This is a genomic window from Streptomyces sp. NPDC025806 (assembly GCF_055558275.1).
In genome coordinates, this window is the sequence record NZ_JBVHMU010000001.1 from 374,691 (window position 1) to 390,206 (window position 15,516).

A 15,516-nucleotide genomic window follows, 5' to 3' on the forward strand; every position below is an offset into this window, starting at 1 on the left:
CCGAGCCGAAGCGGCCCCGCGACCCTAGGATCCAGCCATGGAGATCCTCGCGTTCGGCGTGCAATCCGACGAAAAGCCCCTCATCGAGAAGGCGTTCGAGGCCCACCAGGACGATCACTACGAGGTCCGGTGCCTGGACGTGTTCCTCAACGAGGACACCGCCCCCATCGCCGCGGGCTACGAGATCATCTCCACCAGCGTCAACGCGAACCTCAACAACCACGTCCTGCAGACCCTCGCGGCCGGCGGCACGCAGATGATCGCCCAGCGCTCGACGGGCTTCAACAACATCGACCTGGGCGTCGCCGAGCGGCTCGGCCTCACGGTCGCGCGGGTCTCGTCCTACTCGCCGTACTCGGTCGCCGAGTTCGCCTGGACCCTCGCGATGGCCGTCAACCGCCGCATCGTCCGCGCCAGCAACCGCACCCGCGACTTCGACTTCCGGCTCGACGGCCTCATGGGGCGCGACCTGCGCGGCCGCACCGTCGGCGTCCTCGGCACCGGCAAGATCGGCGCTGCGTTCACCCGGATCGCCCACGGCTTCGGCATGAACCTGCTGGGCTGGGACGTAGCCGAGAACCCGGAGTGCCTGGAGCTCGGCATGAAGTACGTGGAGAAGGAGCGGCTGTTCGCCGAGGCCGACCTGATCAGCCTGCACGTGCCCCTGCTCCCCGCCACCGAGCACATCGTGGACGCCGCCGCGCTGCGCACCATGAAGGACGACGCGATCCTGGTGAACTCCAGCCGCGGCGGCCTGATCGACTCCAAGGCCCTCGTCGCCGAACTGCGTGAGGGCCGCTTCACGGGCGTCGGCCTCGACGTGTACGAGGCCGAGGCGGGCCTGTTCTTCCTCGACAAGTCGCTCGACGTCGTCGAGGACGACACCTTGGCCCGCCTCGTCACGTTCCCGAACGTGCTGGTCACGTCCCACCAGGCGTACTACACGGCGGACGCCGTCGGCCAGATCATCGACACCACGGTGCGCAACGTCCTGGACTACCGGGCCGGCCGCCGCTCCGAGAACGTGCTGGTGCCCGCCAGCACCTGAGCGAGCAGTTCCCGCACGATCCCCGCCCCGCGCAGCGACAGCACCGACTCCGGGTGGAACTGCACGCCCGCGAAGCCCGGACCCCGTACCGCGTGCACCTCGCCCGTACGGGCGTCCCGGCTGACCTCCACGCCGTGCGCGGCCAGCTCCTGCGCCGCCTCGTCGTCGCAGCGGGCCACGAAGCTGTTGTAGAAGCCGACCGTCTCGGTCCGCCCGAACAGGTCCACCTCGACCTGGGCGCCCTGGTACGGCACCTCCTTGCGCACGAGGTCCAGGCCCAGTTCCACCGCGAGCAGCTCGTGTCCGAGGCAGACGCCGAGCACGCCGTAGGGGTGGTCGCGGATCACCTCGGCGGCCAGCGACCGCAGGAAACGCATCTTCGGGTCGGACGGGTCGGCGGGGTCGCCCGGGCCGGGGCCCAGCACGATCGGCCCCTCGTGCGCGAGGACCGCCTCCCGCAGCCCCTCCTCGTCGTAGCGCCGGACCGTCACGTCGAGCCCCGACGAGCGCAGCACGTGCGCCAGCATCGCGGTGAACGTGTCCTCGCCGTCGACCACCAGCGCGTGCCCGGACAGCTCCCCGGACCGCTGCTGCATCCGCAGCCAGAACGGCGCGAGGGCCGCCCGGCGCCCGTCGAGCGCCGCCCGCACGCGCGGGTCGTCGGCCAGTGCGGGCCGCGTGCTCTCCGTACGCGGCCGTCCGGGCCGTACGCCCAGCGCCGCGAGCACTCCGGCCGCCTTGGCGTGCGTCTCCGCGACCTCGCCCGCCGGGTCCGAGCCGCGCACCAGCGTCGCGCCGACCGGCACCCGCAGCCGCCCGGTCGCGGCGTCGATGTCGGCGGTGCGGATCAGGATGGGGGAGTCGAGCGTCTGCGCCCCGCCCGCGTCCCGCCCGACCAGCGCGAGCGCCCCCGCGTAGTAGCCGCGGCCCCCGGCCTCGTACCGCTCGATGACCCGGCAGGCGTTCTGCACCGGCGACCCGGTGACGGTCGCCGCGAACATCGTCTCCTTGAGCACGTCCCGCACGTCGAGCGTCGACTTCCCGCGCAGCTCGTACTCCGTGTGGGCGAGATGCGCCATCTCCCTCAGGCGCGGGCCGACGACGACGCCGCCCATGTCGCCGACGGTGCACATCATCTTGAGCTCCTCGTCGACGACCATCGACAGCTCCTCGATCTCCTTGCCGTCGGCGAGGAACTCCAGCAGGTCGTCCGGGGTCGGACCGCCGGCCGGATAGCGGTACGTCCCGCTGATCGGGTTCATCACGACCGTGCCGCCGGACATCCGCACATGGACCTCGGGACTCGCCCCGACCAGCGTCCGGTCCCCGGTGTGCACGACGAACGTCCAGTACGCGCCCCGCTCGCCGTCCAGCAGCCGCCGGAACAGGGCGAGCGCGTCAGCCCGCGAGAACCCGGGGATCTCCCCCTCGTACGTCCGGCGGATGACGAAGTTCGCGCCCTCGCCCCGCCCGATCTCCTCGCGCAGCACCCGCCCGACGATCTCCGCGTACGTGTCGTCGTCCACGTCGAAGCCGCCGCCGCGCACGTCCACGGCGTGCCGGGGGAGCGTGTCGAGGGCCTCGGCGAGCGGGATCTCGTAGGACTCCTCGGGGCGCAGCACGGTCAGCGGGGTGCCGTCGTCGCGGACGTCGAAGCCGCGCTCGCGGATCTGGCGGAACGGGACGAGCGCGAGGCCCTCGGGGATGTCGGCCAGCCGCTCGTACGTGCCGACCTCGCCGATCAGGACCTCGACCACATCGTGGTCGCGGCCGGGGGTGCGGCGGCGGAGCAGGGCGAAGGGGCGGTCGTCGGTGAGCAGGTCCTGCAACACGGTGGGTCCTTCCGGAGCGCTTCGAGAGGATCGAGCGGGGATTCGGGAGGAACAGCCGGTGTCGGTGTCGGAAAACACTGAAGGCCGCCCCTCGGGCGGCCTTCGCGGATTCGGATACGCGCAGTCAGTGGGCCGCCGGATGTGCGGTCCACCACCAGGTGCGGTTCATGAGCTGCGCGAACATGGACGTCACCGTATCAGCCCTTCGGACACCCGTCTCAAAGAATGAGCGGCGGAATGGACGACGGGCCCGAGGCCGTAATGTTGTCGAGGTGACCGTGAACGCTAAGACCAGCGCAAGCGCTGGCAACACCTGGCGAGACCTGCCCGCGGCGCAGCAGCCCGAGTACCCGGATGCCGAGGCTCTGCGCGATGTGATCGCCGAGCTCGAGACCTATCCGCCGCTGGTCTTCGCCGGCGAGTGCGACCAGCTGCGTGCCCGGATGGGAGCCGTCGCCCGTGGCGAGGCGTTCCTCCTCCAGGGCGGCGACTGCGCCGAGGCGTTCGACGCCGTCAGCGCGGATCACATCCGGGCGAAGCTCAAGACCCTCCTGCAGATGAGCGCCGTCCTCACGTACGCGGCCTCCGTGCCCGTCGTGAAGGTCGGCCGTATCGCCGGCCAGTACTCCAAGCCCCGTTCCAAGGGCACCGAGACCCGTGACGGCGTGACGCTCCCGACCTACCGGGGCGACTCCGTCAACGGCTTCGACTTCACCGAGGCCGCCCGTATCCCGGACCCCGAGCGCCTGAAGCGGATGTACAACGCGTCCGCCTCCACGCTCAACCTGGTGCGCGCCTTCACCACCGGCGGCTACGCCGACCTGCGCCAGGTGCACGCCTGGAACCAGGACTTCGTGAAGTCGTCCCCCTCGGGCCAGCGCTACGAGCAGCTCGCCCGCGAGATCGACAACGCGCTGAACTTCATGCGCGCCTGCGGCACGGACCCGGCCGAGTTCCAGGCCGTCGAGTTCTACTCCTCGCACGAGGCGCTGCTGCTCGACTACGAGTCGGCCCTGACCCGTGTCGACTCGCGTACGGGCAGCCTGTACGACGTGTCCGCGCACATGGTGTGGATCGGTGAGCGCACGCGCCAGCTCGACCACGCGCACATCGAGTTCGCCTCGAAGATCCGCAACCCGATCGGCATCAAGCTCGGCCCGACGACGACGGCCGAGGAGGCGCTGCAGTACGTCGAGCGTCTCGACCCGGACCGCGAGCCCGGCCGCCTGACCTTCATCGTCCGCATGGGCGCCGACAAGGTCCGCGACAAGCTCCCGGAGCTGGTCGAGAAGGTCACCGCGTCCGGCGCGACCGTCGCCTGGATCACCGACCCGATGCACGGCAACACGTACGAGGCGGCCTCGGGCCACAAGACCCGCCGCTTCGACGACGTGCTCGACGAGGTCAAGGGCTTCTTCGAGGTCCACAAGGAGCTCGGCACCCACCCCGGCGGCATCCACGTCGAGCTCACCGGTGACGACGTCACCGAGTGCGTGGGCGGCGGCGACGAGATCTTCGTCGACGACCTGCACCAGCGCTACGAGACGGCCTGCGACCCGCGTCTCAACCGCAGCCAGTCGCTGGACCTGGCGTTCCTGGTGGCGGAGATGTACCGGGACCAGTGAGGATTCGCTCGCGCCAAGTGCCGTGGGGCGCGGATCACATCGATCCGCGCCCCACGGCACTTTTGCACTCCGGACGGCCCGGGTAAGGTTAGGTATGCCTCACCGAGTCATCGGGGCGGCACCACGACGAGTCCCGACCGGGAGGTGAACCCGCGTGTACGTCTGCAACTGTTTCGGAGTCACCGAGGCGCAGGTCAAGAAGCACGCGGAGGACGGTGCCTGCACCCCCCGCCAGATAGCGTCGGCCTGCAAGGCCGGCACCGACTGCGGCTCCTGCGTGCGCCGCATCCAGGCGCTGCTCGGCCGGGGCGCGTGCCCCCGCCGCGAGCTCGTCGACCAGGGCGAGACGGCCGTGGTGCTCGCGTCGGCCGCCGGGCTCCCCGAAGCCGCCTGAACCGTCCTTCCGGTTCAGCTCTCCGGCTGCTCGATGAGCTGCGCGATGTAGAGCGCCTCACCCAGCTTGTCCACCAGCTCCAGCTGCGTGTCCAGGTAGTCGATGTGGTGCTCCTCGTCCTCGAGGATCGACTCGAAGATGTTCGCGGACGTGATGTCGCCCTTTGCGCGCATCACCTCGATGCCCCGCTTGAGGCGGTCGATGGCCTCGACCTCGATCTGCCGGTCGGCCTGGAACATCTCGATCACCGACTGGCCGACCCGTACGTGGAACAGTCGCTGGTAGTTGGGCAGCCCGTCCAGGAACAGGATCCGGTCGGTCAGCACCTCCGCGTGCTTCATCTCGTCGAACGACTCGGACCGCGTGTACTTCGCGAGCTTCGTCCAGCCGAAGTTCTCCTGCATCTTGGCGTGCAGGAAGTACTGGTTGATGGCCGTGAGCTCGGCCGTCAGCTGTTCGTTGAGGAATTCGATGACCTCGGGGTCGCCCTGCATCGCAGAGGCTCCTTCCAAGAGGGTGACCGGACAGGTCCGCGCATCCTCGCACCGCCGCCCAGAAGCGTCCAGTAAGTGCACGCTTAGTGCGAGTTGTCCGAATCGATGATCGACTGCGGCCCGCCGGGACCCGCGTGGTCATGGCCACTGCCCGGGGTCTGTCAGGATGGAGGCATGGGTCATCCGGTGGGTAGCGAGTCTGGGGGAGCTGTGCAACCGGAGCTTCCGCCGGGGCAGCGGCTGCAGCGCGGCTGGCCCGTCACGCATTACGGGCCGGTGCCCAAGTTCCGCCCCGAGCGCTGGGAGTTCAGGGTCTTCGGGACCACCGTCGACGGTGAGAAGCGCTGCTGGAACCACGAGGAGTTCTCGGCCCTCCCGTACACGACCGTCGTCGGCGACCTGCACTGCGTCACGAAGTTCAGCATGCTCGGCGCCGAATGGGGCGGGGTGCTCGCCTCCACGATCCTGGAGCTCGCGCCGCCGGACCCCGGCGTCACCCACGTGATGGTCTGGGCCGAGTACGGATTCAGTTCGAATCTGCGACTGGCCGACTTCGCCGCCGACCGCACCATCTTCGCCACGCACAAGGACGGCGAACTGCTCACCGCCGAGCACGGGTTCCCGCTGCGGCTCGTCGTCCCGCACCTCTACGCGTGGAAGGGCCCGAAGTGGGTCCGCGGCATCGAGTACATGACGGCGGACCGGCGCGGCTTCTGGGAGGAGCGCGGGTACCACAACGTGGGGGATCCGTGGCGCGAGCAGCGCTACTCCTACCAGGAAGAGCCCGGGGAAGGTCCCGAGCTCTAGGGCGTGTGCCCCGGGGGTGTCCCTCAGCGCCTCGGGTGATCTTCTCCCGCAGGAGCCTTCCGGAGTTCCTTCAGCCGGGCCACGTCCGCGGCGTGGCCCTCCTTGCCGCCCGGTGTCTCGATGATCAGCGGGACGTTCGCCGTCGCCGGATGTGCCATCAGGGCGCGGAAGGGATCGGCGCCGATGTGGCCCGAGCCGATGTTCTCGTGACGGTCCTTGTGGGCGCCGACGACGTCCTTGGAGTCGTTGGCGTGGATCAGCTTGAGGCGGCCCTCGCCGACCGTCTCCACCAGCAGGTCGAGGGTCTGCCGCATGCCCGCGGGGCCCGTCAGGTCGTGGCCCGCGGCGAAGATGTGGCAGGTGTCCAGGCAGACGCCCAGCTTCGGATGCCGGTCCAGGGCGTCGAAGTACGGCCCGAAGTCCCAGGTCCGCGAGCAGAGCGAGGAGCCCTGGCCGGCCGTGGACTCCAGGAGCAGGAACGGGTCGTCGTCGTGGGTCAGCTCGTCGAGCAGCGGCAGCATCCGCTCGCGCACCTGGGCCAGCGCCGTCTCGCGCGCCCGCCCGCCGGTCGCGGACCCGGTGTGCACCACGACACCGAGCGCGCCGATGGCCCGTGCCCGGCGCAGCGAGTGCCGCAGCGAGTCGACGGACCGGTCGACGGTGGCCTCGGTGTGCGAGCCGAAGTTGATCAGGTACGGCGCGTGCACGTACGCCGGGACGCCGTCCTCGGCGCACCGCTCCCGGAACGTCTCGTCCTGCTTCGGGTTCCCGGGCGGAGTGGCCCAGCCGCGCGGATTGGCGACGAAGACCTGGACGGCCTCGGCGGCGAGCTCACGGGCGTAGGACAGGCCTATGGAGGCGAGGCCCCCGGCCACCGGCACATGGCCGCCGATCGGATTGCGGATGCTGCTGTTCACCGGGCCAGGGTGTCATGCGCGCCCGCACGGTCCGCGGCCCGCTCCCAGGAGGCGGGAGCGGGCCGCGGACCGTGCGGGGCGGCGGACGGCGATCGTGCCGGTCAGCGGATGGTGATCGTGATCTCGGAGCCCTTCGGCGCCGTGTCCCCGCCCTCGACCGACTGGCTCTTCACGGTGTCGCCGAACAGACCGAGGATGCCGCGGTCCTCGTCGACCTGGAAGCCGGCACCCTCCAGCTTGGCGTGCGCCTCGTCGACCTTCAGGCCCGTGACGTCCGGGACCTCGATCATGGGCGGACCCTTGGAGATCGTCAGGGACACCGTGTCGCCCTCGGCCAGCCGCCCGTGCTCGGGGGACTGCGCGGCCACGGAACCCTTGTCGGTCTGCGACTCGACCCGCTGCGGCTCGATCTTCGCCTTGAGCCCGAGCTCCTCCAGCGCGGCGACCGCGTCCTGCTCCGACTGCCCCGTGACGTCCGGGACGTCGACCGGCGAACCCTTGGAGACCACGAGGGCCACCGCGGTGCCGGAGTCGCGCGTCGTGCCCGCCGCCGGGTCCGTGCTGATCACGGAGCCCTTCGGGATCTCCTCGCTGAACTGCTCGGTGACCATGCCCGGGGACAGACCCCGGTGCTTCAGGTCGCTCTTCGCCGTCGGGAGAGAGGTGCCCTTCAGGTCGGGCACCTTCACGGTCTTCGGGCCCTTCGACACGGTCAGCGTCACCGTGCCGTCGTCACGGATCTGCGCACCGGACTTCGGATCCGTCGCCATGACCGTGCCGCGCTCGTACGTGCCGCTGTACGCGTACCGGGTCGTGCCCGCCTGGAGACCGGCCGCGTCGAGCCGCTTCTCGGCCTGCGCCTCCGTCTTGGTGAGCAGCGCCGGGACCTTCGTGAACTGGCCCGAGTTGATGTACCAGACGCCCGCGCCGACGCCGAGCACCAGCAGGACCGCCGCGACGACCGCGAACAGGCCGCGGCGCGGGGCCCGGCCGCGGCCCGTGCCGTGGGGCACGGGCGGGGCGGCGGGCGGCGGGGTCTCCAGTCGGCTCGTCCGGTGCAGGGCGTCCTGGTCCGGCTCGGCCGGCAGCGACATCTGCACCCCGGCGGTGCGCACCGCGCGCGGGATCACGCTCGTCCGGTCGTCCGCGCCCGCGTGGTCGGCCTCCCGCGCCTGCGGCGGCACCGCGTCGAGCTCGGCGTCGGACAGCGTCGCCCGCGCCTCCCTGGTCTGCGACAGCAGCGCCACGGCGTCCGGCGGCCGGACCTCGGGGTTGCGGGCCGTGGCCGACGCCACCAGCTCGTCCAGCGCGTACGGCAGGCCCGGGACGGCGGCCGAGGGCGGCGGCACGTCCTCGTTCAGGTGCTTGTAGAGGATCTGGGCCGGGGTGTCCCCGGAGTGCGGCTTGCCGCCGGTCAGCATCTCGTAGAAGACGACACCGCACGCGTACACGTCCACGCTCGGCGTCGCCGTGCCGTCCTCGATCTGCTCCGGCGCCAGGTACGAGACCGTGCCGAGCACCGCGCCCGTCGTGTTCGTCACCGTGTCCACCGCGCGGACCAGACCGAAGTCCGCCACCTTGACCCGGCCGTCGTCCCCTATCAGGACGTTCTCCGGCTTCATGTCGCGGTGCACGAAACCCGCGCGGTGCGCCGCCCCGAGCGCGGCGAGCACCGGCTCCAGGATGTCCAGCGCGGCCCGCGGGCGCAGCGCCCCGCGCTCGCGCAGCACGTCACGCAGCGTGCACCCCGCGATGTACTCCATCGCCAGATACACGTACGCGCCGTCGGTGCCCTGGTCGTACACCCCCACCACGTTCGGGTGCGAGAGGCGGGCGACGGACTTGGCCTCGCGGATGAAGCGGTCGACGAACGAGGCGTCGGCCGCCAGCGAGGGGTGCATCACCTTGAGCGCGAGCACGCGGTCGAGGCGGGTGTCCACGGCCCGGTAGACCGTGGCCATCCCGCCGACCGCGATCCGTGCGTCGACGCGGTACCGGCCGTCGAGCACCTGCCCGAGCAGCGGGTCCTGAAGGGTCGTGTCCACGCAGGCGAGTGTACGAGGAGTGACCGACAGGCCCGGCCCGCCCGGGAGGTACTGCAGCAGACCTGTGACCCTGTGCGACCCGCTCAGAAGGCCGGGCGCTCCGGGTCCAGGCGGGCCATCCCGTCCGTCGGCGAGGACGCCTCGGCGAAGTGCCGCCTGGGAATGCGGCCCGCGCGGCGGGCGAGGCGGCCCGCCTCCACCGCGTGCCGCATGCCCTCGGCCATCAGCACCGGCTCCTGCGCGCGGGTCACCGCGGAGGCGAGCATCACACCGGCGCAGCCCAGCTCCATGGCGAGCGCCACGTCGGAGGCCGTGCCCGCGCCCGCGTCCAGGATCACCGGCACGCGCGCGTGCTCGACGATCAGCTGGAAGTTGTGCGGGTTGCGGATGCCGAGCCCGGAGCCGATCGGCGAGCCGAGCGGCATGACCGCCGCGCACCCCACGTCCTCCAGCTTGCGCGCGAGCACGGGGTCGTCGTTCGTGTACGGGAGCACGGTGAAACCGTCGTCCACGAGCGTCTCGGCCGCGTCCAGCAGCTCGATCGGGTCGGGCAGCAGGGTGCGCTCGTCGGCGATCACCTCGAGCTTGACCAGGTCCGTGCCGAGCGCCTCGCGCGCGAGGCGGGCCGTCAGGACGGCCTCGCCCGCGGTGAAACAGCCCGCCGTGTTGGGCAGCACCTGGATGCCGAGCTTCTCCAGGACGGAGAGAACCGAGCCGTGGACGGAGGCGTCCACGCGGCGCATCGCGACCGTGGTCAGCTCGGTCCCGGAGGCGACCAGGGAGCGCTCCAGGATGTCGAGGCTCGGGGCGCCGCCCGTGCCCATGATCAGACGCGAGGAGAGCGTCGTGCCGCCGAGGACGAGAGCGTCGTCCGCCATGTCGCTCAGCCTCCCTGGACCGCGGTGAGGACCTCGACCCGGTCGCCCTCGGTGAGCGCGGTCGCGGCCCACTGCGTGCGCGGGACGACGGTCTCGTTGAGGGCGGCGGCGACGCCGGAGGGGGCGGTGGTCAGCGTGGCCACCAGTTCGTCGAGCTTGGTCGCGGCGGCCACGGTGCGCGGCTCGCCGTTCACGGACACGTTCATGCGGGCTGCTCCGAGAGGGCCGGGAAAGTGGTGCTGAAGCGCTGGGGGGTGAACGGACGTGCCTCGTCCGGGAGTTCACCGGTGGCCAGGGTGTGCGCCATGACGTCGCCGGTGACCGGGGTCAGCAGCACGCCGTTGCGGTAGTGGCCGGTGGCGAGAAGGAGGCCGGGCAGGGCCGTCGGGCCGAGGATCGGCGCGTTGTCCGGGGAGCCGGGGCGCAGGCCCGCGCGCGTCTCCGTCAGCGGCAGTTCGGTGATGCCGGGCACGAGCTCGTGCGCGTCGCGCAGCAGCTCGTAGACGCCGCCGGCGGTGACCGTGGTGTCCCAGCCGAGCTCCTCGGTGGTGGCGCCGACGACCAGTTCGCCGTTGACGCGCGGCACCAGGTACACATTGCCGCCGCGCACGACTGCGCGGACCGTGCGGCTCAGGAACGGCGCGTAGGCCTTGGGCACGGTCAGGCGCAGTACCTGGCCCTTGACCGGGCGCACCGGTGGCAGCAGCGCCTCGGGGACGCCCGCGAGGCGCCCGCTGAGGCTGCCGGCGGCCAGCACGACCTGCTCCGCGGCGAGCTCGCCGCCGTCGGCGAGGGCGACGCCGCGCGCCCGATCCCGTACGACGGAGAGCCGTTCGGCCCACGTCCGGTGGAAGGCGACGCCGGCGCGCTCGCAGGCCGTCACAAGGGCGCCCGCGAGCCTTCTCGGGTCGATCTGGTGGTCGCCGTCGACCCGCAGGCCGCCGCGCACGCCCGGCGCGAGCATCGGCTCCAGGCGGCGGCACTCGCGGCCCGACAGCCACTCGGACTCCAGGCCCGAGCGCAGTTGCAGCGCGTGCAGCTCCCGCAGGTGCGAGCGGTCGTCGGCGTCGAGCGCGACGGCCAGCGTGCCGCACGCGCGGTAGCCGAGATCGTGGCCCGTGGCCTCGGACAGCTCGGCCGCGAAGTCCGGATAGCGGCGCGCGGACTCCACGTTCAGGGCGAGCAACGTCTCCTCGCCGTAGTGCAGTTCGGTGACGGCGGCCAGCATCCCGGCCGCGACCCGGGCGGCGCCGCCGCCCGGCTCGGGGTCCACGACCGCGACGGACAGACCGCGCTGCGCGGCCCTCCACGCGGTCACCAGACCGATGATCCCGCCCCCGACGACCACGACGTCGATGGCGGACCCGCTGACAGGTGGCGTACGCGACATGGGCGTCCAGCCCCTCCCTTCGCCGGCATGACCCGGATCAGGTTCGTACGGTCGGAGGCCGCTCCAGCCTCCCTCTCAGCCCGCTGCGTACGGGCTCCCGCGTGTGCTTTACGTTGGCCACCCTAGCCGTTCGGCACGCCACCCAGTAAGGGAGCCCAGCCCGTGGCCCGATCCCTCGACGGACTCTTCCTCGCCCCCGTGACCGACCAGGCCCCCGGTCAGGTCGGCACCCGCACCCGCTTCGCCTACAGGGAGGAGGAGGGCCGCATATGGGCCTCCTACGAAGGCGGCGACATCGTGCGCGGCCACCTCGTGGGCACCCGCGCGGGCGACCGGCTCGACTTCCGCTACGTCCAGCTGAAGACCGACGGGACGACGTCCTCGGGGCACTGCGTCTCCACCGTCTCCGAACGGCCCGACGGGCGGGTCCGGCTCGACGAGACCTGGGAGTGGGAGTCGCAGGAGGGGAGCGGCACGAGCGTCGTCGAGGAGATCGCCGCGCCCGCCGCGCGGGAGTGATCGCGGGGGTCGTCACGGGGATGGCCGCGGGGATGATCGCGGGGCGTTGATCGCTAAACCGGTGACACGTGTGCAGGACGTCACGGAACGCGAGTGGCCCGGGCCGCTGACCCATGCCCGCACGGGTGCCTAAGGTGACCTTGTGAGCGATCAGGAGAGCGGGAACGAGACGCCCCCGGGCGACCGGCACGTCGTCGTGGTCGGCGCGGGCATGGCCGGCGTGCAGACGGCGGTGGCGCTGCGCGAGCAGGGCTTCACCGGGGCGGTCACGCTGATCGGCGCCGAACCCCACCAGCCCTACGACCGGCCGCCGCTCTCCAAGGCCGTCCTGCTCGGCAAGGCCGAGGGCTCCGCCTTCGACGTCGACTTCGAGGCCCTCGGCGTCACCCTGCAGCTGGGCCGCGAGGTCACCGGCCTGCGCCCCGCCGACCACGAGCTCGACACCGCCGCAGGCCCCGTCCCGTACGACGCCCTGGTCGTCGCGACGGGTGCCGAACCGATCCGCCTCCCGGGCGCCGGCGGCGTCCCCGGCGTTCACCTGCTGCGCACCCTCGACGACGCCGAGCGGCTGCGGCCCGTCCTCGTCGAGCAGCACGACGTGGTCGTCGTCGGCGCCGGCTGGATCGGCGCCGAGTTCGCCACCGCCGCGCGCGACGCGGGCTGCCGGGTCACCGTCGTCGAGGCCGCCGAGCGCCCCCTGGCCGGTGCGCTGCCCGCGGAGGTCGCCGCCCCGATGGCCGCCTGGTACGCGGACGCCGGCGCCGAACTGCGCACCCACGCGCGCGTGGAGCGCGTCGAGCCCGGAGTCGTGGTCCTCGACGACGGGACGCGGCTGCCCGCCGGGGCCGTCGTCGTCGGCATCGGCGCCCGCCCCGCCACCGCCTGGCTCGACGGCTCCGGCCTCGTCCTGGGCGAGCACCACGAGGTCGTTGCCGACGAGGGGCTGCGCACCTCCGTGCCGGACGTGTACGCGGTCGGCGACTGCTCCTCGTTCCCGTCCGCCCGCTACGGACAGCGCCTGATGGTCCACCACTGGGACAACGCGCTCCAGGGCCCCCGCACCGTCGCGGCCAACATCATCGGCACCACCCCGGCCGTCTACGACCCGGTGCCCTACTTCTGGTCCGAGCAGTTCGGCCGCTTCGTCCAGTACGCGGGCCACCACGACGCCGCCGACACCACCGTGTGGCGCGGCGACCCGGCCGGCGCCGCCTGGTCGGTGTGCTGGCTGCGCGAGGGCGCCCTGGTCGCCGTCCTGGCCGTGGGCAAGCCCCGCGACCTCGCCCAGGGCCGCAAGCTCATCGAGGCGGGCACCGTGCTCGACCCGGCGCTGCTCGCCGACCCGGCCCGTCCGCTGAAGTCCGCCGCGGCCTGAACACCTGGTCGGGCGGGCCCGGCTTCCGACTGTCAGTCCGGGATGGCAGGCTTGTCCTGTGACCGAGATTGACGCAAAGATCGATGCTCTCGTCCCCGACTGGCTCACCCTCCCCGACATCGCCGAACAGACCGGCGTCGAGGTGACGCGTGTGCGGCAGTGGGTGAAGGAGGGTCAGCTCATCGCCGTACGCCGCGGTGAGAACCGGGCCCTGCACGTGCCCGCCGCCTTCATCGACGACGACAAGATCGTCAAGGGCCTGACCGGGACCCTGACGCTCCTGCGGGACGACGGCTTCTCCGACGAAGAGATGCTGGAATGGCTCTTCACCCCCGACGCGACCCTGCCGGGCACGCCCGCGCAGGCCCTGAGCGAGAATCGCGGCACGGAGGTGAAGCGCCGCGCCCAGGCGCTCGCCGTCTGAACCTGACAACCGAGCGGTGTGCGCGGCCCCGGCCGGGGCCGCGCACACCGGTGCCCATCGACGGGGGATTCCCATGGCCGACCCGAAGCGTGACCTGCTCGCCGACGCGCGGCTCTACCTGTGCACCGACGCGCGCAGGCGCCAGGGCGACCTGCCGGAGTTCCTGGACGCCGTGCTGGCCGGCGGCGTCGACATCGTGCAGCTGCGTGACAAGGGCATGGAGGCCGGCGAGGAGCTGGAGCACCTCGCGGTGTTCGCCGAGGCCGCCCGCCGCCACGGCAAGCTCTTCGCGGTGAACGACCGGGCGGACGTCGCCCACGCGAGCGCCTCCGACGTGCTGCACCTGGGCCAGGGCGACCTGCCCGTGCCCGCCGCCCGCGCGATCATCGGCGACGACGTGCTCATCGGCCGCTCGACCCACTCCGACGCGGAGGCCGACGCTGCCGCCGTCGAGCCGGGCGTCGACTACTTCTGCACCGGCCCCTGCTGGCCCACCCCCACCAAGCCCGGCCGGTACGCGCCGGGCCTCGACCTGGTGCGCCACACCGCCGCGCTCGGCACCGACCGCCCCTGGTTCGCCATCGGCGGCATCGACCTGACGAATCTGGACGAGGTCCTGGACGCGGGCGCCCGCCGGGTCGTCGTCGTCCGCGCGATCACCGAGGCCGACGATCCGGGCGCCGCGGCGGCCGAGTTCGCCAAGCGTCTTCGGTCCCTGTGACCGGTCGCTGACCAGCGAGGACAGCACCCGTGTCCGGATCCTGTCCGCAGACTGGACAGGGATTTGGGACAGTCGTCCTCCGTCAGTAACCTGCCCGTATGGCCCTAGGCACCGCTTCCACCAGGACTGATCGCGCCCGCACCGTGCGCGACATGCTCACGCCCGGCAAGGCGACGTACTCCTTCGAGTTCTCCGCGCCGAAGACCCCCAAGGGCGAGCGCAACCTGTGGAACGCGCTGCGCCGCGTCGAGGCCGTCGCCCCCGACTTCGTGTCCGTCACGTACGGGGCGGGCGGCTCCACGCGGGCCGGCACCGTCAAGGAGACCCAGCAGATCGTCGCCGACACGACGCTCACGCCGGTCGCCCACATCACCGCCGTCGAGCACTCCGTCGCCGAGCTGCGCAACATCATCGGGCAGTACGCCGACGCCGGGATCCGGAACATGCTGGCGGTGCGCGGCGACCCGCCGGGCGACCCGATGGGGGAGTGGATCGCCCACCCCGAGGGCCTCACGTACGCGGCCGAACTGGTCGAGCTGATCAAGGAGTCGGGGGACTTCTGCGTCGGCGTGGCCGCGTTCCCGGCGATGCACCCGCGCTCCGCGGACTGGGACGCCGACGTGCGGCACTTCGTCGACAAGTGCCGCGCGGGCGCCGACTACGCGATCACGCAGATGTTCTTCCACCCGGAGGAGTACCTGAGACTGCGGGACAAGGTCGCCGCCGCCGGCTGCGACACCCCGATCATCCCGGAGTGCATGCCGGTCACCAGTGTCCGCATGCTGGAGCGGCTGCCCAAGCTCAGCAACGCGGACTTCCCCCCGGCTCTGAAAGAGCGGATCCTCACAGCCAAAGACGATCCGGCCGCTGTACGCTCCATTGGCATCGAGTTCGCGACGGAGTTCTGCGCGAAGCTGCTTGACGAAGGCGTGCCGGGTCTGCACTTCATTACGCTCAACAACTCCACTGCGACGTTGGAAATCTACGAGAATCTGGGCCTGCACGACCAGCGGGCCTGATCGGCCGTACCCGCGGGGGCCTCGGCCG

The 15,516-nt window shown here is 71.8% G+C and carries 16 protein-coding genes and 1 riboswitch; of the genes, 9 read left to right on the plus strand and 7 right to left on the minus strand.

Annotated elements, in window-relative coordinates; genetic code table 11:
* Positions 1-37 precede the first annotated feature (37 nt).
* The gene (locus ACZ4E1_RS01705; RefSeq protein ID WP_467534817.1) at positions 38-1,048 is read left to right on the plus strand and encodes a 2-hydroxyacid dehydrogenase; all 1,011 of its coding nucleotides are present in this window, start codon (positions 38-40) and stop codon (positions 1,046-1,048) included.
* Here ACZ4E1_RS01705 and ACZ4E1_RS01710 read toward each other — a convergent pair.
* Positions 997-2,880, minus strand: a complete 1,884-nt coding sequence (locus ACZ4E1_RS01710) for an anthranilate synthase family protein (protein WP_467534819.1) — start codon at positions 2,878-2,880, stop codon at positions 997-999. The genes ACZ4E1_RS01705 and ACZ4E1_RS01710 overlap by 52 nt on opposite strands.
* Before the next feature lie 272 nt (positions 2,881-3,152).
* Between ACZ4E1_RS01710 and ACZ4E1_RS01715 the strand changes: the two genes are divergently transcribed.
* Both ACZ4E1_RS01715 and ACZ4E1_RS01720 read left to right on the plus strand, forming a co-directional pair.
* Positions 3,153-4,505, plus strand: a complete 1,353-nt coding sequence (locus ACZ4E1_RS01715; protein ID WP_467534821.1) for a class II 3-deoxy-7-phosphoheptulonate synthase — start codon at positions 3,153-3,155, stop codon at positions 4,503-4,505.
* Positions 4,506-4,659: 154 nt separating this feature from the next.
* Positions 4,660-4,899 carry a (2Fe-2S)-binding protein gene (locus tag ACZ4E1_RS01720; RefSeq protein ID WP_467534823.1) on the plus strand — a complete coding sequence of 80 codons (240 nt, stop codon included), beginning with the start codon at positions 4,660-4,662 and terminating at the stop codon, positions 4,897-4,899.
* A 14-nt stretch (positions 4,900-4,913) separates the two neighbouring features.
* On the opposite strand, the gene bfr is transcribed toward ACZ4E1_RS01720, so the two are convergent.
* Positions 4,914-5,393, minus strand: a complete 480-nt coding sequence (gene bfr / locus ACZ4E1_RS01725; protein WP_188339383.1) for a bacterioferritin — start codon at positions 5,391-5,393, stop codon at positions 4,914-4,916.
* A 174-nt stretch (positions 5,394-5,567) separates the two neighbouring features.
* On the opposite strand from bfr, the gene ACZ4E1_RS01730 reads away from it, so the two are divergent.
* Positions 5,568-6,200, plus strand: a complete 633-nt coding sequence (locus ACZ4E1_RS01730) for a sulfite oxidase-like oxidoreductase (protein WP_467534826.1) — start codon at positions 5,568-5,570, stop codon at positions 6,198-6,200.
* Between the two features lie 23 nt (positions 6,201-6,223).
* Here the strand turns inward: ACZ4E1_RS01730 and ACZ4E1_RS01735 are convergent, their stop codons facing one another.
* From ACZ4E1_RS01735 to thiO, 5 genes are all read right to left on the minus strand, one after another.
* Positions 6,224-7,105 carry a deoxyribonuclease IV gene (locus ACZ4E1_RS01735; RefSeq protein ID WP_467535409.1) on the minus strand — a complete coding sequence of 294 codons (882 nt, stop codon included), beginning with the start codon at positions 7,103-7,105 and terminating at the stop codon, positions 6,224-6,226.
* 113 nt (positions 7,106-7,218) lie between these two features.
* Positions 7,219-9,162, minus strand: a complete 1,944-nt coding sequence (gene pknB / locus ACZ4E1_RS01740) for a Stk1 family PASTA domain-containing Ser/Thr kinase (RefSeq protein ID WP_467534827.1) — start codon at positions 9,160-9,162, stop codon at positions 7,219-7,221.
* 83 nt (positions 9,163-9,245) lie between these two features.
* Positions 9,246-10,040 (minus strand): thiazole synthase, encoded by a 795-nt coding sequence (locus ACZ4E1_RS01745; RefSeq protein WP_399126845.1) that lies wholly within the window; start codon positions 10,038-10,040, stop codon positions 9,246-9,248.
* Positions 10,041-10,045: 5 nt separating this feature from the next.
* A complete protein-coding gene (thiS, locus tag ACZ4E1_RS01750) occupies positions 10,046-10,246 on the minus strand; it encodes a sulfur carrier protein ThiS (RefSeq protein WP_188339388.1) in 201 nt (66 codons plus the stop codon).
* Complete coding sequence (gene thiO / locus ACZ4E1_RS01755) at positions 10,243-11,430, minus strand: glycine oxidase ThiO (RefSeq protein ID WP_467534830.1); 1,188 nt, start codon at positions 11,428-11,430, stop codon at positions 10,243-10,245. The genes thiS and thiO overlap by 4 nt, the downstream gene beginning before the upstream one ends.
* Positions 11,428-11,541, minus strand: a riboswitch (TPP riboswitch). (Overlaps the previous gene by 3 nt.)
* A 51-nt stretch (positions 11,542-11,592) precedes the next feature.
* On the opposite strand from thiO, the gene ACZ4E1_RS01760 reads away from it, so the two are divergent.
* From ACZ4E1_RS01760 to metF, 5 genes are all read left to right on the plus strand, one after another.
* Entirely contained in the window at positions 11,593-11,949 is a 357-nt protein-coding gene (locus ACZ4E1_RS01760) for an avidin-fold protein (protein WP_467534831.1), read from the plus strand.
* A 142-nt stretch (positions 11,950-12,091) separates the two neighbouring features.
* Positions 12,092-13,324 (plus strand): NAD(P)/FAD-dependent oxidoreductase, encoded by a 1,233-nt coding sequence (locus ACZ4E1_RS01765; protein ID WP_467534833.1) that lies wholly within the window; start codon positions 12,092-12,094, stop codon positions 13,322-13,324.
* A 58-nt stretch (positions 13,325-13,382) separates the two neighbouring features.
* A complete protein-coding gene (locus tag ACZ4E1_RS01770; RefSeq protein ID WP_467534834.1) occupies positions 13,383-13,748 on the plus strand; it encodes an Rv2175c family DNA-binding protein in 366 nt (121 codons plus the stop codon).
* Between the two features lie 73 nt (positions 13,749-13,821).
* A complete protein-coding gene (gene thiE, locus ACZ4E1_RS01775; RefSeq protein WP_467534836.1) occupies positions 13,822-14,469 on the plus strand; it encodes a thiamine phosphate synthase in 648 nt (215 codons plus the stop codon).
* Positions 14,470-14,567: 98 nt separating this feature from the next.
* The gene (metF, locus tag ACZ4E1_RS01780) at positions 14,568-15,488 is read left to right on the plus strand and encodes a methylenetetrahydrofolate reductase [NAD(P)H] (RefSeq protein WP_467534838.1); all 921 of its coding nucleotides are present in this window, start codon (positions 14,568-14,570) and stop codon (positions 15,486-15,488) included.
* The last annotated feature ends 28 nt before the right edge of the window (positions 15,489-15,516 follow it).